Origin of the sequence: Lysinibacillus sp. C5.1 (assembly GCF_016350185.1) — a bacterium.
Taxonomy (GTDB): Bacteria; Bacillota; Bacilli; order Bacillales_A; family Planococcaceae; genus Lysinibacillus; species Lysinibacillus sphaericus.
The window spans coordinates 907,741-927,388 of sequence record NZ_CP066226.1 but is presented as its reverse complement, the minus strand read 5'-3'; the positions used below and the strand labels follow the sequence as shown (position 1 = coordinate 927,388).

Here is a 19,648-nt window from a genome sequence, read left to right as displayed (position 1 = left end):
TACCCCTTCTGTCTTCAACATGAAAAGAAAATGCTTATACAGATTGTAAATATTCTACAACAGATTGAATCATACCGACTAGACAAATTAAAAGATACGCTGTACTAAGTACTAAAAATAAAAAACGCCAAATTTTTCGCAATAGCGGCCTCACTTCAATTTCCTTTTTCGTACGCCAATCAACATATGTAAAAACAATCGCTAGCACAATTGCTAGCATGACTAAAAGAGCTCCCACATTCACTCCCCACAGCGCACCAATTGCCAATGGCACAGAAAAAAACAGCCAAAACGTCGTGACATCTGATGCGGCACCAAATGCATGAGTGCCTCTAATATTAACCTTTCGACTAACAGCATAGACAATTACAAATAACAGAATTGGACAAAAAATAATAACACTTATGACTATATGTAAAATATCTTTCAATATTGTTCACCGCTCTCTTCCATCGCTAGAACTTGGTGATATAAAGTTCGCAAAGTAGGTAAAGAATAACCGTTTGCTGAAGCTTTTTGTAAAACTGCCCCTACAATCGTGTCAACTTCGCTTTTTCTACCCTGCATGCGATCAGCTAGCATCGAGGATGTATTCTTCCCTGTTTTTTCACACAAAGTTATTACTGCTGAAAATGGAATTGTCTGTTGCATGTCTACAAAGGCCTCTGCTAACTCTTGATATATGGTATGCATTAAAAAGAACGCATGCTTATTTGTTAATAACTCACCGTTCTTTATTTGCAATATAGCCGTTAATGGATTAATCAGACAGTTCAATACAGCTTTTTCAAAAAGCATTTGTTCGGCATTTTCAACCATTTCTATTGGGCATAAAGGATTTTGCATCTGTAGTAACTGATGAAATATTCCATCGTTCCCACGCGCTATCCCTATTTTACACAGACCCATCCCTCTATGCTGGACTGTAGTAAAATTAATTATTTGGGCACCAAAAGAAACCGAGCAAAAGGCTATCGTTTGCTGCGGTAAACGTAAAGCTTCATCGAAATGCGCTAAACCATTTTGCACAAATAGCAATGGCACTTCCTTTGGAACATCCAATAATTGTTTATAAATATTTTGTAGTTGCCGATATTTAACTGCTATTATAATCAAATCGGGTTTCGATATCGTCTTCAACTCTACTGTAGAAGCAATTTGATGCACTGTCTGCGTTCCATCTAACTGAACCCTCGTTAAGCGCTTTAATTGAAGTTCATGTGCTTGTTCCTGTCTTCTCACCACTAACGTTACGTGCATATGAGCTTCTGCCAGGAAACTAGCCATTAGCTGGCCTACTGCTCCAGCTCCAATAACTACTACATTCACAATGTTCGCCACCTCCACTTAATGAAAAGAGGCTATCTAACAGTAAAAGCAAACTTTTAAACAGCCTAAATTGACAAAGCCAATCAACACTTTTCCAACATTTACTACACTCGTCCTATCATAACACAATCATTACTTTGCCTTACGCTATAGAAGGAGGTGCCTCAGAAATACCTCTGAGACACCTCCTTTGCAGGTGTTTCTATTATACAAGATTGGTTGGTAATTACGATACAATAATGGTTGTTTTCATACAATGAAGGTAAACATATAGTCAACATTTGCGTTTACACCTTGATTTCTTTAGCTTCATTTTCTTATAAGCACTGTCGCTAATCAGCCATCTCTACTAATAGGCATTTTTCTTTCAAAATGTTAATCTTTCATTAACGAATAACCTTGCTGTAACCATTTCACTAGCTTTTCATGCTCGTTTTGTAATTCACGATGTTTAATTTCAAGATTTTGATAAGCTTCCGTTAATTCATCAAAACTCGTTAACGCTAATTTTAAATGGCTTCGCATAGATTGTTGAGGTTGATTGCGAACAGCTAAAAGCGATTGACTATATTGCCCACGTAATGTTTTATTCCAACGAAAACCACATGCTTGTTTTGTACGTCCAAGCTCATTAGCAGCCATTTCAAATGCCTCTAACTGCGTTTTACCGTTTTGCACATTATGCAAGACAATTTCTGCTAATCTTTCATCGTCTTCCTTTGTCCATTGATCTTTTCTTTTTTTCAGTTCCATAATCTATCACCCTCACATTTTTTACTACTATATGCGTTACCAGGCAAAATAGAATCACAGGACGAAAAAAGACAGTGATTATGTTTCGAGCTAATCACTGCCACTATACACTACTTACTGTTCTTTTTTGTTAGAAAATTATTAACTGCCTCGTGATGCGCTTCACTTTCCCATAATTTTGCACATGTGCGAACTTCCTCCATAACGCGCTCATACATATTACGCTCTCGCCATTTACGAAGTTCAATTTCTTTATACGCTTTGTGCACGGAAGGATGTATTTTGCGCATATGTTCAATAAACTCATTCAAAGCAAGTTCCTTCGATCCTTCAAATACACGCATTGCCCAACCAATCTCATATAGTAAATCAGCCGGATATGGCTTTGCATCCACTAGCATCTTCATTGCGCGGTCATGGCGTAAACCTCGTTCAAATAAGTAGGTTCCACCACCCCAGCCACTTGTAATTGCTAATGTCCCTTGAATAAAGCCACATTTAGCATGGCTAGCCACTAAACGAAAATCACAAGCAGTGGCAATCTCGCAGCCACCGCCTACAGCAGTCCCATTAATCAGTGCTATCGTCGGTACTGGTAATGTAGCAAGATCATATAAGATTTCCCCCATCTTACTTAACATTCCAAAGGCTTCATCTTCAGTTTCAAGAGAATGAAATTCTGATAAATCCCCTCCTGAACAAAAAGATTTTTCCCCCGCTCCTGTCACGACTAAAAAACGCACATCGTCATGATTTTGTATATATGTAATTACTTCTCGAAGACCATTCATTACCTCATCATTCACAGCATTACGCTTTTCTTCACGGTTTATGGTAAATGTCATGATCCCATCTTGATTATCAATACTATAAGCCACTATAGTTCCCCCTTTGTCCCCATCAATTATACGTCGGCTAAATCGGAGCCCACTTGAAAAGACCCTCTGAAAATGTATAACGTTTGCTAATACCTTATCACTTATTCAGCAATCGTTCGAAACCTCACTGAAGCAAGCTAAATAAATTGTATCACACTATTGTTATAGCACTATATAAATTTAAAATATTTATGAAAAATTCTGTTATTTCAAGCAAACAAAAAGGCTAGTAAAGAGCCATGGTCTCTTTACTAGCCTTTTAAGTGAGCAAACACTGTATTATTTGCTTACTACTTCTTTACCTTTGTATTGTCCGCAAGCTTTGCAAACACGGTGTGATAATTTTGCTTCACCACAGTTTGGGCAAGCTACCATACCAGGTACAGATAGTTTGAAATGCGTACGACGCTTTCTTTTTGCAGTTTTAGAAGTTCTTCTAAATGGTACAGCCATTGATGGCACCTCCTTACAGATCGTCTATTCGTCTGTTTGATCAAAATACTTAGCTAAAGCAGCTAGTCTTGGATCCACTTTTGGTTCGTCAGTTTTTTTGTGAAGCGCCACGTCTTCATCTGTTGCGTAAGACCAATTTTTACCACCTTGCACTTGTCCTTCGGTATTCTCTTTGAATACTTGCAATGGTACCTCAAGAAGCACTAGCTCCTCAATAACTGGCTTCATGTCGATTACTTCACCATCAAGATAGTGAATATCACCGTCATCTTCCCCTCTTTTTTCTTCGTCAATCCAGCTGAATATTTCAACTGTCTCAACTTCGATAGGAAACTCAACATCTTCCCATGTGCGAGCACAAGGTAGTGTTAACGTTGCTGTCACAGTTAGCTGACAAGTCATTTGCGATGCACCGAATGTACATAGCCCTTTTACATGAACGGGCGAAATTGCTCGAATATCCTGGTTTCGCTCCATCACCTCATCCAATTGGACATAGGTATCGATCGGCATTCCGTCTTGACGGTATTTAGATAATTGATGAATTGACCATTTCATTCGTTTAATCACCTCGAGACAACACTGTTGATTATATAATGTGTAAAAATAGATGTCAAGATAATTTCTTGTCACCACTCGAAAACCCACCTATAATTAAGTACATCTAATTTGTATTTAGCCTCTTGTCGTAACCGACAGTAAATCATCAGTAGCTATAAGCAAAATTTCAGATAGAGGCACTGTAACACTATTTGTAGCATCTTGACTGGTCAAAATCAAGATGCGAGAAAAATATAAATAAAGGAGGTTTTACATGTGAAAGCAGTCGGCATTGTTGTTGAATACAATCCTTTTCATAATGGACATGCTTATCATTTGGAACAGGCAAAAAAAGTAGCGCAAGCGGATATAGCAATCGCTGTGATGAGCGGGACATTTTTGCAGCGCGGTGAACCTGCCATGGTAGATAAATGGACACGTACAAAAATGGCACTCGCTAGCGGTGTGGATATTGTTATTGAGCTACCGTATGTCTATAGTACCGCACCTGCAACTGATTTCGCAAAGGGGGCGATTTCATTATTGTCGGCAATCCGCTGTGATGCATTTGCCTTTGGTAGTGAAGATGGTTCCATTCAGCCCTTTTTGAACACCTATCAGTTAATTTCGCAACACCGTACTGAATACAACTCGCTTATTAAAGAAAGTGTGCAAACAGGTGTTAGCTATCCTAAAAGCTTACATTACGCCTATGAACAGCTTTCTCAAAAGTTCCCTGCACCATACATTGATTTAGCACAACCGAACAACATACTCGGATTCCATTATATTGAAGCAGCTATGATGTTAGGGAGCAAAATTAAGCCTTTAACCATTCCTCGTATAGCAGCAGGATATCACGATGCACTACAGGAAGGGGCATCGATAGCAAGCGCAACTGGAATTCGCAAAGCGCTCGCTTCGACAGGATCTTTACAAAGTGTGCAAGAAGTACTGCCGGATGCATCTTTTCATTATTTACAAGATTGGATTTTACAATACAAGAAATTCGCTAGTTGGGAGGCTTTTTGGCCGCTCTTACAGTTTACCCTTATAAGACATAGTGCAAGCGAGTTAACACGCTATGCAGAAGTTACAGAAGGTATTGAACATGCGCTACTAAAAGCAGCTAAAACAAGTAACTCCTTTAGTAGTTTTATGGAGAAAATTAAATCTAAACGCTATACATGGACACGTCTACAACGCATGCTAACACATATTTATACTGGTTTTACAAAAGAGCAGCTAAAAAGCTTTCAAGCGCCTTCAACAATTCGCTTACTCGGTATGAGTACAAAAGGGCAAGCTTACTTAGGCGTACATAAAAAGGATTTCACATTGCCTTTAATAAGCCGAGTTGCCTCTACGAATGATGCGATGCTAGCAGTAGATATACATGCTGCTGAAGTTTATAGTTCTAGTATTGAACTTGGCGCACAGCAGGCTACATTACCAAAAGATTATCAAATGCCGCCGATTCGATTTTAACGAGCGGCCTAACTTATCAATATTGATAGCTACTACCGTGGGAGAGGACGCCTTAAGCTCCTTGGAAGGGGCTGGAGTATCACTTTTTATATAATAATAAGGGCATCTGTCATTATTACGCTAATGCCCTTTAATGCGCGCGCCCTAGTTGCTGATAGCTTAAGACAATGACTTCTGCGAGAACAGCACATAATATTAGACGCAACAGCGATAGTTACGGTTATCCTATGCCAAGCTGATAGCATCGTCGTTGCGGACATCGACAACATAGTAAAAAGTGTTAGATTGATTGTCAGCAATCTAACACTTTTTCAGTTTGACAAGTTAAAATATCACATTATTTTGGTGCTAGCTGTTTTAAATAAGCAATCGCATCATCGACTGTTTTCACAGGGACAATTTTCATTTTCGTCCCAATTTCTTTAGCCGTTTTGACAGCCGTCGCATAGTTCGATTCTAACTCAGGATATTTCGCTTTCATTTCAGGTGTAATCTCATCATCAGGTGCAAAAAATATTTCCATACCGTCACGATCGGCTGCAATAATTTTGTAGTCAATACCACCAATACGCCCAACAGAACCATCGATTAACATTTCACCAGTTCCAGCCACAGCATAGCCTTTTGTTAAATCCTCATCGATTAATTGATTTAATATTTCTAGTGTAAACATAAGCCCCGCGGAAGGTCCGCCAATATCTTCGGTTTTCATCGTAACATTTGGATTAGTTTCAATCGATTTACTCTCCGCATAAGTAATCCCTAACCCAGCTCGCTTTTCCTCTGCTTGCGGAATTTCTTTCAAGGCAATGGTTTCTTGTTGTTCCTTTTTATCGCGTAAAAACTGAATCGTCACTTTATCGCCGAGTTGTTTTTTGGATAAAAGCTCCACAAGCATTTGTTGATTCGTAATTTCGATACCATCCACTTTCGTTATTTCATCCCCAGCTTTTAATAATCCATCTGAAGCGCCACCATCTAAAACATTTAATACAAATACACCATTGAAATGTATTTTCGCCTCTAGGCCCGCTCTTTGAAAAGCTACATATTTTGCATTGAATTGAGAATCTGACATTAATTTCAGTTGACGAACATTATATTCCTCGTCATCCTCTAATGGATTTCTTACTTGTTTAATATCCATTATTTTTTCATATTTTTGTGTTTTCGCCCAGAGATACGAAAACGGTGTAGCTTGTTGCATAGCAACTGTCATTAAACTCATCGAACCCGCCTCATCAGAATGATTATTGGCGACAGTGACAAATTTACTAACATCGTATGCACTTCCAGGCTTCATAATATACGCGTCTAGTCGGTATAACATAAAAAAACAAAGCGCGACTAAAAACACTGCATAAAGACCAATTTTTTTCTTCATCGAATGGACACCTCCTAAGACGCACGCAAAACTATTAGTTCATGTTTTTGCCTTTTTTACATATATTGATTTTAGCATTTGCCTATGTGAATGACAAAAAGTTGAAACGAGATGATATCATGTTTGCGACAATTCAAATAGCGCTCTGCATACTTCTTATCCTATTACTCTTGTTGTTCCCACAAACTGCTCATAGTGGTACCGATTTAGGATTAAATCTTTTTATGGAGGCGTTATTCCCTTATTTATTGCCTTATCTTATTTTAACGCAATGGTTACTTCGTTTAACCGCTCCTATGCGTGCAAAAACAAAACGAATTTCTCTATACGTACAAGCCTATCTTATTAGCGCACTTGGTGGATACCCGACAGGAGCCACAACTATTGTCTATTTAAAAAATAGTGGACAATTACACTTAAAAGAGGCGAACTTTTTACTTGCCGTTTGTCATGCCCCAAGCCCTCTTTTCGTACTAGGTTTTGTCAGCCTTGATTTATTAAACAGTAATACGTTTGGTTGGCTGTTTTTATGTTTACTACATAGTTTTAATATTTGTTGCTTAGTAGTTGGTTATTTTTTATTTCGTAAAACCGACCCTCCTACCATTTCTGTACACAATACCGTCTTATATACAGCCCCATTTTCAGAGAGCATAAAAGAAACGGCACCAACCATTCTATTAGTTGGCACAACCATCATTTTTTTCACAACCATTCAAACCATATTACAACAAGGATTAGATAAAATGTTACCTGCTATTCCACAAACAGTTGAGCTTGCTATCGCCGCGATTCTTGAAGTAACAAACGGATTAAAAATGACGGTTACTGAGTTTTCTGATTTCCCGTATTTATCATTACTCGTTGTCATAATGTTGACAATGCAAAGCATAAGTATTCATTTACAAATTTTTGTTATTGCAAAATCAGCCAAACTTTCTGTCAGACCTTACATCAAATTTCGCCTTCTTAGCATAATCATTGTGCCAACAATTTATGCTGCTTTTTTCTTACTATAGTGCCAGTCACCCAAACAATTCTGAATTTTCCTTGCTTAAGCCGCGTAAAATGGTTGTATATAAAAAAGACTATAGAATGGACTCGAATTTTTTCAAGTCCGTCTATAGTCTACAGATTATTTAGCAAAACCATATTTTTCCTTTAAAGCTCGTTCAACACAAGCTGGAACCAACTCACGGACATCGCTTCCGTATTTCGCTACCTCTTTAACAATGCTAGAGCTTAAGAACGAATATTGATTTTTTGTCATAATAAAAAATGTTTCAATCGTTTCATCTAGAAAACGGTTCATCGAAGTAATTTGCATTTCGTATTCAAAATCCGAAACTGCTCGTAATCCACGAACAATGGCTTTCGCATTCTTTTCTTTTGCATAGTCAATCAGAAGACCAGATGAACTCTCAATTCTGACATTTGGCAAGTCCTTTGTAACTTCCGCCATTAATGACATCCGTTCATCTACAGAAAATAATGGATGCTTGGATGAATTGTTTAACACTGCCACATAAACCACATCAAAAACATCTGCAGCACGCTTGATAATATCTAAATGACCAAATGTAACAGGATCAAAACTTCCAGGAACAACAGCAACTTTCTCCAACCTACTCTCCCTCTTCCCCAGCACAACGATAAACCGAAATAATCGTTCCGCCATATGTTTCTTGTCTCTGTAATAGAAAAGCACCAAAGCTAGAAGGCAATTCTACCTCTTTTGCATGTTCACATAAAATAATACCATTGCGTTGTACTTTATCATGCTCGACAAGCACCTGTACTAAATCATAGTATTCTTTATGATGATAAGGCGGATCTAAAAATACAATATTAAATGTAATATCACGCTTTAACAGCGCTTTCACAGCACGCTTTGCATCAATGCGAAAAAGCTCTGAACAATCTTCATAACGACACTTCTTGATATTTTCCTGTAATACCTGATAGGCTTTTACGTCTTTTTCAATGAAGACAGCATGTTCTACACCTCGACTAAGCGATTCAATTCCTAAACCGCCACTTCCAGCAAATAAATCGAGTGCTGTCCCTCCATCAAAAAAGGGACCGATTATATTAAAGATGGATTCTTTTACCTTGTCTGTTGTAGGTCTTGTTGTACTCCCCGCAACAGCCTTTAGGGGCATTCCTTTGCGTTCTCCTGCTACTACTCTCATAGATGTAATTCACCGTACTTTCTGCTACATATAGAAAGCATTTTTGCAGCGAAAGACATCCTCCGCTGCAAAAAATTATTCTTGTTCTTGTGTTAACACTTGAATACGACCATCACTTTTTTGTAGTTCTACTAAAAATAGACGTTGTAACCAAGCTTCTTCTACATAATAATGATCCACAATTTTTATAATTGGATCAGAGATTGTGGAATATCTACGTTGATTGAACACGTAAAATCCAGATTCTTTTGGGAAACGGAATGTTCGATTATCACTATTTACATAATAGCCGTTTTTCCCTTCACTAGCTGTATAACCTAGGTATGGTAGCAATGTATCAGCACTGTATAATACTTGACCCTCATATAAAATAACATGAACATCTTTTTTAATTGTGCCATCTACATAAATACTACGCTCATCTTCCAATAATAATGGATACGTACCATTTTCTTGGCTTGCATTCAATTGGAAATACGAAGTTTTTGCATTCAATATTGTTGATAATAGCTTGTCCATTGAAACCGGCGATATCGGCTCTTGTCCAAGATTGTGCATCGCATCTTTCCATGCCACCTGTTGATCTGACGTCATGTACTCTTTTAATGTCTTCACAATTGCTTTTGACTTATCTGAGCCAATTGAATCCTTCACTAAATAGGATGCCACAACTTCCGCTAACCATGCCGGTGAATTTTCAAATGTATATTGCGATTGAATTTGCGAAAGAATCACTTCCTGCTCCACCGCTTGAGGTGTTAGCGTCGGTAAAAATAATAAACGTTCATCATGTTGGGCAACAGGATTTTTCTCTTGAATAATCGCTATGTGCTCATCATTTAAAAACTTGATATTTTCAAGTGATTTTAAGAAATCGTTTGAAATTGCCTGCTGTGCATAAATTGTTAAAACAGGCGTCTGTTCTTGTGCCTTTAAATTACCAGCCTGCCAATAAATATCACTCACTGCACCGTTTCCACTAAACATCGTATAGTTAACAAGTGATAATTGTTGCTGACCTACTAAAGGTAAACCTGTAATCCATTGACCAACAGTTTTACTATCTGTTGAAATATGAATGACAGAATAAGATACTTCTCCATTCGTTAAAGTAGCAAATACATTTTGAAGAAGCATTTTGTCTTTCAGTCCGCCCTCAATAGGGATTATGTATGAAACAGATTGTGATTTTGTTTCGCCTTTAGCAAAATAGGATGCTTCCTCTGATAAACGTTTACAACTATTTTCATTCTCGATAAAACATGTTGGGTTTGTTGCATCGTCCGGCCATTTAATTTTCACCTTTTGATTTGGTAAATTTTTAAAATGATGACGAATATCAAGACTATTTTCACGATACACAATCTCAATTTCTTGAGAATAGTGGAATGGACCACCGTTTCCTGATTCTAAATCAGAAGAATATGCCTGATATTGGAAAAACAACACACCTGTAACGACTAATACTAAAATTGTAAAGAAACTCATTGCAAATTTCATGTGCTTGACCTCCCGCAGCATGATACTATGTGTATTGGAAAGGATGTGCAATATATATGCCACAACAGTTTATAGAATTAGGAGAAGGCTATGGCGATGTTTATGAACTACTTGAAATTATTAAAACAAATCAAGGTCGCTTTCACCAAGCCTTTATACTAACGTCTACAAAAGAAGATAAAAAGGTTGCTTCTTTAGCTATTGCTTTAAAACCAGTCGGAGAAAGTAAATTCATGCCGATTTATATTTGTCGCGAAGGAATTCCATTTCAAGAGGACAAGCCTTCAAAGCGTCAAATCATGTTCGAAGAAAGTATTGAACAACTGGGTCGAAAAGCGGTTGTTGTAGAAATAAAGCACTCATCTATATTTTCGGAGCCAAAACTATTTTATCAATACTTAATTGGAATAATGAGACTACATCACTATATCCCAGCATTAAATTAATGTTATAGGCCCGTTTTATAGTCATATTCCTTCGCTTTATCCGGCTTTGCATTTTCGAACTCAGTTTTAACGAAGGGACGATAAGATTCCACAACGTCTTTCACAAATGGAAGGCGTTGTAATTTTATTGTCATCATTTCAATGTCCTCTCGATCGCAATACAGTACTACATATTTTTGCTTACGAGAAATGTAATGAACATGACCATATTTTCGAAGTGATTTCGCATGTTTTAATTGATGGACGTAAACGATTAGCCCTTGTCGTTCGTTCATATAGTTTTCCCTCATTTCTTACATAAAAGCATACCATAGACCGGAAAATGATAGCAACAGAGTTTAGCTGACAGAACGCTCATTTTTCCGTTATAATGGAAAAGCATAGCGCGTTTATCGACAGATTTACATTCTCTCATGCTAGATAAAAGTGCTTTAGCTAAAACATTGCAAGTGAATTCGCCAGCACCTTTTATATTAATTTGATTGTTAAGGAGGACGAATATGGGTAAGAAAACGAAGATAGCTATTGCAATAGCAGCAGCCAGCGCAGCTGCTTGGGCAGGTAGTAAAGCTATTTCTAAACCTCAACAGCGTGAAGGGAAACAAGCATTACAATTTGATCGCCCGATTATTTTGGCACATCGCGGCGGAGCACATTTAGAACCCGAGCATACAATGCTTGCTTTTGAAAAATCGGCACAACTAGGTGTAGACGGCTTTGAAATAGACATTCGCTTAACAAAAGACGAAGAAATTATCGTCTTCCATGATGCTACCGTAGAGCGTACAACTGAAGGTTATGGTGCAGTATCAGAAATGACATTAGAAGAAATAAACGCATTAAATCATGGTTATCAGTTCGAGAATTTAGCAGGCGAATATCCTTATCGGGATGCAAAAGTTGACGTTGTTACACTACGTGAACTGCTAGAAAGCTATCCAAATATGTTAATCAATATTGATATTAAAGATGCACCAGATACGTATGAAGGTAGTTTAATGCCTTCAAAACTATGGAGATTAATAGAAGAATTAGGCGTAGAGAATCGAGTTGTTGTCACTAGCTTTTATGGTGAACAGATTGACCGTTTTAATTTATATGCACAAAATCAAGTCGCACTTGGCGCAGGTGAGTCTGATGTTCGTAAAGCATTCGCTTCATTCTCAAGTCAATTCGGACATTTATATCATCCCAAAGTAGATGTATTCCAAATTCCTCCAAAGTCAGGTGTCGTGTCACTCGATTCACCAAAGTTTATTCAGTTTTTAAACAACTTAAATATTCCAGTTCATTATTGGACAATTAACGATTTAGTGACTATGAATAAATTAATCCATAACGGCGCAAAAGGTATTATTACCGATCGCCCTGATATCGCAGTTGAATTACTAGTACAACATGACTAAAGACAAAAAGAGTCTGGGACAAAAGAGAAAAGGTGTTAGATTGATGGCAGTCAATCTAACACCTTTTTTGCTGCGCCGTTGTTGTCCGCTTCGACTGTGCTTTCCGCTCAGCACAGTAAGCTGCAATCCTCGCTAACGCGCAAAATGCCAGCGTCTTACGCTGTGTGCGTTCTGAGCAGGATTCACCGCCTCCGTTACCAACAACTAGATAGCTAAGTTCTCCATATAGCAAAAATTTATGAACACCTTTCCTCTGTTCCTTAAATTTTTTTAGTTACGCTTATGATAACTGATTTAAAATTGCATCCGTTACCTCTCTCATTGTAGCCGTTCCTCCTAAATCTCCCGTTTTTATGCCTTGAGCTAAAGTAGCTTCCATTGCATTTAACACCTTACTGCCGAGTTCTTGATAGCCTAAAAAATCAAGCATCATTTTACCTGTCCATATTTGCCCAAGTGGGTTGGCAATTCCTTTTCCAGCAATATCAGGTGCAGACCCATGAACCGGTTCAAACATCGAAGGATAGTCGCGTTCAATATTTAAGTTAGCCGCCGGGGCAATGCCAATACTCCCCATAATAGCGCCACCTAAATCTGTTAAAATATCACCAAATAAATTGGACGCAACGATTACATCAAAGTTTTCTGGTTTCATGACTAAAAAGGCAGCTAATGCATCAATATGATTAGTCGTATGTCCTATCGTTGTATAATCTTTTGCAACTTCCGCAAAAACATCATCCCAAAAAGGCATGCTGTATGTTAATCCATTCGATTTTGTCGCACTCGTTACATGCTGGCGACGTGTTTTAGCCATTTCAAAGGCATATCGCATAGCCCGTTCCGTTCCTTTTCGCGTAAAAATTGCATTTTGAATGGCGATTTCATCCTGCCCACTATGCATACGACCACCACTCTCAGAATATTCCCCTTCTGAATTTTCACGGACAACAACAAAGTCAAAGTTATTTGGATTACGCAACGGCGATGGTAAGCCCTGTAAAAGCTTTGCTGGACGGACATTAATGGACTGCTTCATTTCACGACGAATTTTAATCAGCAAGCCCCACAAAGATATATGATCTGGTACTAAATCAGGCATGCCCACTGCACCTAAAAAAATTTGGTCATAGCCTCGTAATATTTCAATACCATTATCAGGCATCATTTTACCTGTCTCTAAGTAATAGTCACACCCCCAAGGAAATGTTGTCCATTCAAATTTAAAGCTTCCATCTAATTGTGCAATTTTATCTAAAACTTCTATTGCGGCAGGCACTACTTCTTTCCCTATACCATCTCCTGGTATCACAGCAATTCGATATATTTTCATTTCATTGACCCCTTTTTCCAACTTTACTTACACACTTACTATATAATTTTTCTTGCAAAAAAAATAGCGCGATGTCGCTTTGATGTACTTTTTGAACTTATAGAAATAAAACATGTTGCTTTACGTTCCATGCGCCCCAATCAACCAATATCATATACAAATAAGATGATTTGCTCCTCCCTCCTAAAAAGAAGGATTCTTTTATAAATTTTCACAAAAAAAGACACAACACCTCGAGAGGTATTGTGTCTAGACATGAAGCAATGTTAATTCGCACTGCTTAATTATGCTGAACAAGAACATGAGCCACCTGTGCCACAACCGCTTCCACATGAAGAATTCGATGCAAAGAACGGATTGCTAACTGGTACTTTCACTGCTTCCGATACGGTTTTACCAATAAGCAAGCTTATTTCATCAAGCAAATCTTGAAAATCATTTTCAGCTAACTTTAATGCTGAAATCTTTTCATTTAAATCGAGTGCTCGCTTTTGCTGACGAATCGATTTCATAATTGTATGATAATCCGGATGATATTTTCCGAAACGTTGTACATCTTCGTATTGCTCCTTCATGCGACCAAATGCATAAATAGCTTCGACTAATTGCGTATCACTATAGACAGCATTATACGCGAGCTTTAGCGTATGCGCAGGTTCAGAGGAAAGAATCATTTCACAAAGCGCATCGGCCTCATCCAAAATGATTGCCCATTCAGAGGTCATCATCATTTTAATTCCCCCAATCTATTTCCCATCATAACAGATTTTATGGTAATTTTACATTATTGATATTTCTAAATAAAGGAGTTTTATAATTGGGTACATCATCTAAAGGGCAAATTGAAGAATTACTCGCTACTATTTTACAACATAGTACAGCGGAGGATGAGGAAGTATTGCTACACTTGCTCAATGGCATTCGCGATAAAAAACAAGGCATACATCGACGTTATATAAATGCCGCTTTACATATGGTAGGCAACTTTAAACCCGAAGTGAGTGAAGTACGAATACCTATTACGCCCGTTATTCATAATACTATTAAAGTCCCACATGGAGGCATTATTGCAACAATCGCTGATGCAGCAATGGGAGGATTAGCTTCACGTTCTGTTGCAGAAGGCTTTAATGTTGTGACTACTAATCTAAACATTTCGTATATAGCAACCACGACCAATAAAGAGTTAATCGCACGAGGACGTTTTGTTCATAAAGGGCGACAAACGCTAGTTATGGAATGTGATATCGAGGATGAGACAGGGCGTAAACTGGCGATTGCTACCGCTACTTTCTTCGTTATTCAGCGCCGTCCGTCTTAACTTCTGAAAAATAATCTTTAATACATTGTTGGTCGGAAAAAGGGAATTTTTGATTTTTTATTTGCTGCGTTTGTTCATGCCCTTTTCCGGCAACAAGAACAATATCCCCTTTTTGTGCTTTTGCCAATGCCTGATGTATCGCTACTTTACGATCCAAAAAAATTTCATAGTATTGCTGTTCAGAGAAACCTGCAATAATACTTTCATTAATGACTATCGGGTCCTCATCACGCGGATTATCAGACGTTAAAAAAATTACATCTGCATACTTACTTGCCACAGCCCCCATGGCAAATCGTTTTGCCTTATCTCTATTACCGCCACAACTAAATACAAGATAAATGGTCTTCTTACTATCGAAAGTTTGTAGTACAGCCTGCAATGCTTCTGCTGTATGTGCGTAGTCTACATATACATCAATACCAAGCGGGTTATCAATTCGCTCAAGTCTACCCTCCGGAAGCTTTAGCGCCCACATATGCTCAGCAAGTTCATCAATGGAGAAACCTAGACGCCACACCGCCATTAGTGCAGCTACTGCATTTTGCACATGATATTTACCAACAAAGGGGATAGCGATGATGTGCTCACTTGCTGTCGTTTGCAGACAGATAACTGTTTTTCCAACGGATTCACTCACAATTTGGATATGTAAATCATTGTGATTGTCAAAACCGAATGAGCATGATTTTTTCTTATCGTAAATACCAACGGAACGACAGAAATTATCATCGCCATTTAACACTAATTTTTTCGATAAATCTGCTAGCCTCTTTTTGGCACGCTTATATGCTTCAAGTCCCCCATGGTCTTCTAAATGATCCTCTGATAAATTTAAAAATACACCACAGTCAATATCACAATGATCTAATCGATGCTGTTGCAAACCCATTGAGGATGCTTCTAACACAACGTGTGTCACACCTTGTCGTACACATTGTTTTAATATGGGATGTAGCTCTTTTGCTTGCAGTGTTGTTAATTGCTCATATTCAGTTTGTTGTTTTTGTCCATTAATAAAGAAGCCCACTGTTCCAATAACTGCTACATTTTTATGTACAGCTTCTAGTAATTGGCTCACAAAATGGCTCACTGTCGTTTTTCCATTTGTTCCTGTAATGGCGATAACTGATAATGCCTCTGCCGGAAAAGCGGCCAGTTTTGCACTTGCATAAGATAAAAACAATGCCGTATTGGGCACCCACACAAACGGGATATTTTGATCGTTAAATGGTATGGCAATACTTTCCTCGGATACAACGGCCGCCGCACCCCTTGCCAGTGCTTCTTTGACAAAACGACTGCCCGATGTCCTTTTCCCTTTCCGTACAATAAAGATATCTCCAGGCTTCACCGCCTGTGCATAATCCTCAACACCAGTAATTATTGTACGAATGGATCCACCGGTTACACTACATGGCCAATCTTTCAATAGCTCAGCTAATTGCAAGGTCTCTCCTCCTTTCAGTTCTCTATCATATGACGGCCTTTATAACGGTGTGACGAAAAATGCAGGTGGCTCCAAGTGCCAAAAACGGTGCAATCTTGCACGCCATAACCTAGACGAAAAAGAAAAACCATTCAATTTGAAAGTGTTAAGCACAAAAAAAGAATGTCTAGAGGTAATCAAGACATTCTCTAAAATTGTGTGAGTGACTGGCACCTTATTCATCCGAATTCTCAAACGATTCTTCGCTTGCATCTTTCTCACTGTCATCCTTTTGCTTTGTAGGTTCCATAAAAATTTGGGTATAGTAATTTAAAAAGACACCTGACCCTACTACCGTATATTTATCATTTAAAATGACTTTGCGATGTTCTGGTGAATTTTTCCAACCATGCATTGCTTCAATAGCATCGAAGTACGCAGTCGCTAGATTTTCATTCGCATTATTAAAAACAATACCCTGTGCATCTAAACGTTTCTTTAAATCGCCATTCGTTGGTGATTCATGACCAGAAAAATTTTGTACCTTCATATCTTCACTGTGTAGTTTTGCCACTTCTTCTAATTTTTCATCACGTTCCAATGGCGCTAAATGGTGATGAGCTCGCGTGACGTTAATTAAATCATCAAGCTGTCTAGCACTTGCTTCATTAATTTCCTGTTGTAAAAAGGAGGATGGAGGTGTTGGACTCACAAGCTCACCTTGATAAATCATTTCATAAGGCTGATGTAGTACTAACGTCTCACTATCTGTAAAGCGAACGCCTTGTAGCTCACCTGTTTCGCTATCAACATAAAGCTGTGCAAAAAGCCCGTCAAATTTAACGAGTAATCTTGTCTGCATATCTTCTTCACTCATAGAAAAAATGAAAATATTTTCTCCTACATTCGCTGCTACTTCATAGTCAATAATTGTCATTCGGTAAATATCGTCGCGCTTCTGACCAATTTTAAAAGGTGAAGCATCCAACTTATCTCCGGCTATGTATACTTGTGTCACGATATTATTTTGCACACCTAGCATAAAAAATGTTGACACACTTGTGTTATAAACCCACCATTCGTAACCAAATGACGAAGGTTCTTTTCTTGCTGGTTCACCGTATTGTTCTACAATCATCTGAGTTCCTTGTCCAATGAATGTCGACATACCACTTTGCGGACGGGACATCGCACCTACATCTGGCTGCTCCAGCTCTGTTTTTGGAATAATATTCGAATTGGCATTTGGTCCTTCGAGTGGCTCATTTTCTTTTGCAGTATTAAAGAACATAAAGCCGATAAACGCAATTGTTGCACAGGCAATTAAAATGCGAAATAAAGCTTTCATACACGACTCCTTTTCTTCACCATTATTGTAAGTTATTATATCAATTGTAAACGTGTTGACACAATGTTGTCATTGCAACAATGTCGAATATGCTCTATTATAAAAATGAGCGTATACTTTGTATAAAAAGCTAAAGGAGGATTATTAGATGTATTTTGAGAACACTAACCTTGAAAATTTAACAGCTGACCAAGAACTGATTGAAAACATTATGAAAAAAAATGGTTTAGAATGTGACGGTGCTTGGGATTACGAACGAATGACTTTTGACCGTCGTTTTGATACTCGTGAAGGTCGTTACTACCTACGCGTATTCGCCTATGCGCAATCTGGTGATGTTGGAGCACACGATGCAGTTCTAACATTAATGAAACCAGTTCTTGGTAAATACTACTATCCACATGGCGTTGAGTATGGTGCAGATGAAGTTTTCCCAGCTCACCTTGTCAAAAAATGTGACGAAATCTTAAACAAAGTAAGATTAGACTTAGAAGCATTCGCAATTGAATCTCCTTCTAATAAAAAAGCATTGGAGCCTGTTAACGCATAATTAGCGCTGACGACATTCTTGTGAAAGCCAATGCCTTCACCACTTGCATCTTATTAACGATAGAGTTGCCTCGAAGCGACAACAATCTTTTAAAAATGCGAGATTGTCATAACAAATAGATATGTATCAAGAAAAGACTGGTGGTCCAGTCTTTTTTATTTTGAGTAAAAAAATTTTTTCTTCTCATACTAACAATATCTTTCAAATGATGTAGGTGAGATTCTTGATACAATTTCTTAAACAACCTTTTTTTCGTCATCCAATAATCGTTATCGCTTTAGGATTGATTATACTTTGGTTTTTATCCTTATCTTTTCCCATACTTCTTGCCTATGTAACCGCATTATTATTAGAACCTCTCATTATCCGAATGAGCAAACGCTTTCGAAAAAAACGAAAAATCATCGTCTCCATTTTTTGGTTATTATTTTTTTGCATAACGCTATTACTATGTATTTTGGTAGGCTTTATAAGCTGGAAACAATTTTCATCGATTATTATTCATATTCCAGATTACCTTAACCAATTATCAGCGCTCTGGATTCAAATTCAATCTAAACTAGCTAACTATACGTATCATTTACCTTTAGATCTCGTAACACAAATTCAATTCATGATAGCACGAGCACTTTCTTCCATTGAAAAATTTGCCCTTTCATTAACAAATATAAATGTTTGGTCATCAATACTGACACATATCCCAAATCAATTGTTTGATATTTTCGTTTATTGGATTGTGTTATATATGTTGCTTTTAGATTTACCTGCAATTAATCGAAAACTTCTGACTCCTATCCCCTTTCATTACCAACAAAAAATACTCTTTATTGGGGAACGAGTGAAAGTGGCATTATTCGGCTTTGTGAAGGCACAATTACTCGTGGGTGTTTGCATTTTTGCAGTAGCCTTAATCGCATTTTACTTGTTAAAAACACCTTTTCCATTCATATTAGCACTTTTACTTGTCGTATTAGATATTATCCCCTTTTTAGACTCGTTTATTTTGCTAGTACCTTGGGCAATTTACAAAGCTTTTACAGGTGACTATGTCTTTGCTATTGCCTTAATTGCGCTGACAGTCATTCTTTTCTTAATACGACGCATGATTGAACCAAAAATTATTGGAGACAAGATCGGGCTTTCATCACTTTCCACCTTTATCGCAATGTTTGTCGGCTTTAAAATATTTGGTTTTCTCGGTATTTTAATCGGTCCTTTACTAGTTGTCGTAGCACTATCTTTATTCAATCAGCCTTCTATAAAAAATCTCCCACCTACAAAAGAGTAAGGAGGGAGAT

Annotated in this window: 22 protein-coding genes; 7 read left to right on the top strand and 15 right to left on the bottom strand. The window is 37.8% G+C overall.

Annotated elements, in window-relative coordinates:
* Positions 1 to 34: 34 nt before the first annotated feature.
* The 6 genes from I5435_RS04240 to I5435_RS04215 form a co-directional block, all read right to left on the bottom strand.
* Positions 35 to 430 carry a DUF3397 domain-containing protein gene (locus tag I5435_RS04240; RefSeq protein ID WP_024362150.1) on the bottom strand — a complete coding sequence of 132 codons (396 nt, stop codon included), beginning with the start codon at positions 428 to 430 and terminating at the stop codon, positions 35 to 37.
* On the bottom strand, positions 427 to 1,329 hold the full coding sequence (locus I5435_RS04235) for a ketopantoate reductase family protein (protein ID WP_337983304.1): 903 nt from the start codon (positions 1,327 to 1,329) through the stop codon (positions 427 to 429). Before I5435_RS04235 ends, I5435_RS04240 begins: the two co-directional genes overlap by 4 nt.
* A gap of 375 nt (positions 1,330 to 1,704) precedes the next feature.
* Positions 1,705 to 2,082, bottom strand: coding sequence for a transcriptional regulator (locus I5435_RS04230; RefSeq protein ID WP_024362152.1), 378 nt, complete (start codon positions 2,080 to 2,082; stop codon positions 1,705 to 1,707).
* A gap of 110 nt (positions 2,083 to 2,192) precedes the next feature.
* The gene (locus I5435_RS04225; protein WP_024362153.1) at positions 2,193 to 2,960 is read right to left on the bottom strand and encodes an enoyl-CoA hydratase/isomerase family protein; all 768 of its coding nucleotides are present in this window, start codon (positions 2,958 to 2,960) and stop codon (positions 2,193 to 2,195) included.
* Positions 2,961 to 3,239: 279 nt separating this feature from the next.
* On the bottom strand, positions 3,240 to 3,413 hold the full coding sequence (rpmF, locus tag I5435_RS04220; protein ID WP_010858320.1) for a 50S ribosomal protein L32: 174 nt from the start codon (positions 3,411 to 3,413) through the stop codon (positions 3,240 to 3,242).
* A 24-nt stretch (positions 3,414 to 3,437) separates the two neighbouring features.
* Positions 3,438 to 3,971 (bottom strand): YceD family protein, encoded by a 534-nt coding sequence (locus I5435_RS04215; RefSeq protein WP_024362154.1) that lies wholly within the window; start codon positions 3,969 to 3,971, stop codon positions 3,438 to 3,440.
* Between the two features lie 258 nt (positions 3,972 to 4,229).
* Here I5435_RS04215 and I5435_RS04210 point away from each other — a divergent pair, with 258 nt between their 5' ends.
* Positions 4,230 to 5,441 carry a nucleotidyltransferase gene (locus I5435_RS04210; protein ID WP_024362155.1) on the top strand — a complete coding sequence of 404 codons (1,212 nt, stop codon included), beginning with the start codon at positions 4,230 to 4,232 and terminating at the stop codon, positions 5,439 to 5,441.
* 337 nt (positions 5,442 to 5,778) lie between these two features.
* Here I5435_RS04210 and I5435_RS04205 read toward each other — a convergent pair whose 3' ends face one another.
* Positions 5,779 to 6,825: a SepM family pheromone-processing serine protease gene (locus I5435_RS04205; RefSeq protein WP_024362156.1), complete on the bottom strand. Its 1,047-nt coding sequence runs from the start codon at positions 6,823 to 6,825 to the stop codon at positions 5,779 to 5,781.
* Between the two features lie 41 nt (positions 6,826 to 6,866).
* Here I5435_RS04205 and I5435_RS04200 point away from each other — a divergent pair, with 41 nt between their 5' ends.
* Complete coding sequence (locus I5435_RS04200; protein WP_024362157.1) at positions 6,867 to 7,844, top strand: hypothetical protein; 978 nt, start codon at positions 6,867 to 6,869, stop codon at positions 7,842 to 7,844.
* A 116-nt stretch (positions 7,845 to 7,960) separates the two neighbouring features.
* Here the strand turns inward: I5435_RS04200 and coaD are convergent, their stop codons facing one another.
* From coaD to I5435_RS04185, 3 genes are all read right to left on the bottom strand, one after another.
* Positions 7,961 to 8,503, bottom strand: a complete 543-nt coding sequence (gene coaD / locus I5435_RS04195) for a pantetheine-phosphate adenylyltransferase (protein WP_052599454.1) — start codon at positions 8,501 to 8,503, stop codon at positions 7,961 to 7,963.
* Positions 8,451 to 9,017: a 16S rRNA (guanine(966)-N(2))-methyltransferase RsmD gene (gene rsmD, locus I5435_RS04190; protein WP_337983303.1), complete on the bottom strand. Its 567-nt coding sequence runs from the start codon at positions 9,015 to 9,017 to the stop codon at positions 8,451 to 8,453. Before rsmD ends, coaD begins: the two co-directional genes overlap by 53 nt.
* Before the next feature lie 75 nt (positions 9,018 to 9,092).
* Positions 9,093 to 10,517, bottom strand: a complete 1,425-nt coding sequence (locus I5435_RS04185; RefSeq protein ID WP_337983302.1) for an RNA polymerase II — start codon at positions 10,515 to 10,517, stop codon at positions 9,093 to 9,095.
* A 56-nt stretch (positions 10,518 to 10,573) separates the two neighbouring features.
* Between I5435_RS04185 and I5435_RS04180 the strand changes: the two genes are divergently transcribed.
* On the top strand, positions 10,574 to 10,963 hold the full coding sequence (locus I5435_RS04180; RefSeq protein ID WP_024362161.1) for a DUF7147 family protein: 390 nt from the start codon (positions 10,574 to 10,576) through the stop codon (positions 10,961 to 10,963).
* A gap of 2 nt (positions 10,964 to 10,965) precedes the next feature.
* On the opposite strand, the gene I5435_RS04175 is transcribed toward I5435_RS04180, so the two are convergent.
* Positions 10,966 to 11,238 (bottom strand): YlbG family protein, encoded by a 273-nt coding sequence (locus I5435_RS04175; RefSeq protein ID WP_024362162.1) that lies wholly within the window; start codon positions 11,236 to 11,238, stop codon positions 10,966 to 10,968.
* Between the two features lie 225 nt (positions 11,239 to 11,463).
* On the opposite strand from I5435_RS04175, the gene I5435_RS04170 reads away from it, so the two are divergent.
* Entirely contained in the window at positions 11,464 to 12,369 is a 906-nt protein-coding gene (locus I5435_RS04170; protein ID WP_337983301.1) for a glycerophosphodiester phosphodiesterase family protein, read from the top strand.
* A gap of 280 nt (positions 12,370 to 12,649) precedes the next feature.
* On the opposite strand, the gene I5435_RS04165 is transcribed toward I5435_RS04170, so the two are convergent.
* Together I5435_RS04165 and I5435_RS04160 are read right to left on the bottom strand one after the other, a co-directional pair.
* Complete coding sequence (locus I5435_RS04165) at positions 12,650 to 13,702, bottom strand: tartrate dehydrogenase (RefSeq protein ID WP_229388708.1); 1,053 nt, start codon at positions 13,700 to 13,702, stop codon at positions 12,650 to 12,652.
* Between the two features lie 284 nt (positions 13,703 to 13,986).
* On the bottom strand, positions 13,987 to 14,433 hold the full coding sequence (locus I5435_RS04160; RefSeq protein WP_024362165.1) for a YlbF/YmcA family competence regulator: 447 nt from the start codon (positions 14,431 to 14,433) through the stop codon (positions 13,987 to 13,989).
* A gap of 86 nt (positions 14,434 to 14,519) precedes the next feature.
* On the opposite strand from I5435_RS04160, the gene I5435_RS04155 reads away from it, so the two are divergent.
* Positions 14,520 to 15,023 (top strand): PaaI family thioesterase, encoded by a 504-nt coding sequence (locus I5435_RS04155; RefSeq protein WP_337983300.1) that lies wholly within the window; start codon positions 14,520 to 14,522, stop codon positions 15,021 to 15,023.
* Here the strand turns inward: I5435_RS04155 and I5435_RS04150 are convergent.
* Positions 15,001 to 16,473, bottom strand: coding sequence for a UDP-N-acetylmuramoyl-L-alanyl-D-glutamate--2,6-diaminopimelate ligase (locus tag I5435_RS04150; protein ID WP_337983299.1), 1,473 nt, complete (start codon positions 16,471 to 16,473; stop codon positions 15,001 to 15,003). The two genes, I5435_RS04155 and I5435_RS04150, sit on opposite strands and share 23 nt — an antisense overlap.
* A 214-nt stretch (positions 16,474 to 16,687) precedes the next feature.
* A complete protein-coding gene (locus tag I5435_RS04145) occupies positions 16,688 to 17,800 on the bottom strand; it encodes a CAP domain-containing protein (protein ID WP_337983298.1) in 1,113 nt (370 codons plus the stop codon).
* Positions 17,801 to 17,948: 148 nt separating this feature from the next.
* Here I5435_RS04145 and I5435_RS04140 point away from each other — a divergent pair, with 148 nt between their 5' ends.
* On the top strand, positions 17,949 to 18,350 hold the full coding sequence (locus I5435_RS04140) for a YugN family protein (protein ID WP_024362169.1): 402 nt from the start codon (positions 17,949 to 17,951) through the stop codon (positions 18,348 to 18,350).
* Between the two features lie 223 nt (positions 18,351 to 18,573).
* On the top strand, positions 18,574 to 19,638 hold the full coding sequence (gene ytvI, locus I5435_RS04135; RefSeq protein WP_080653308.1) for a sporulation integral membrane protein YtvI: 1,065 nt from the start codon (positions 18,574 to 18,576) through the stop codon (positions 19,636 to 19,638).
* The last annotated feature ends 10 nt before the right edge of the window (positions 19,639 to 19,648 follow it).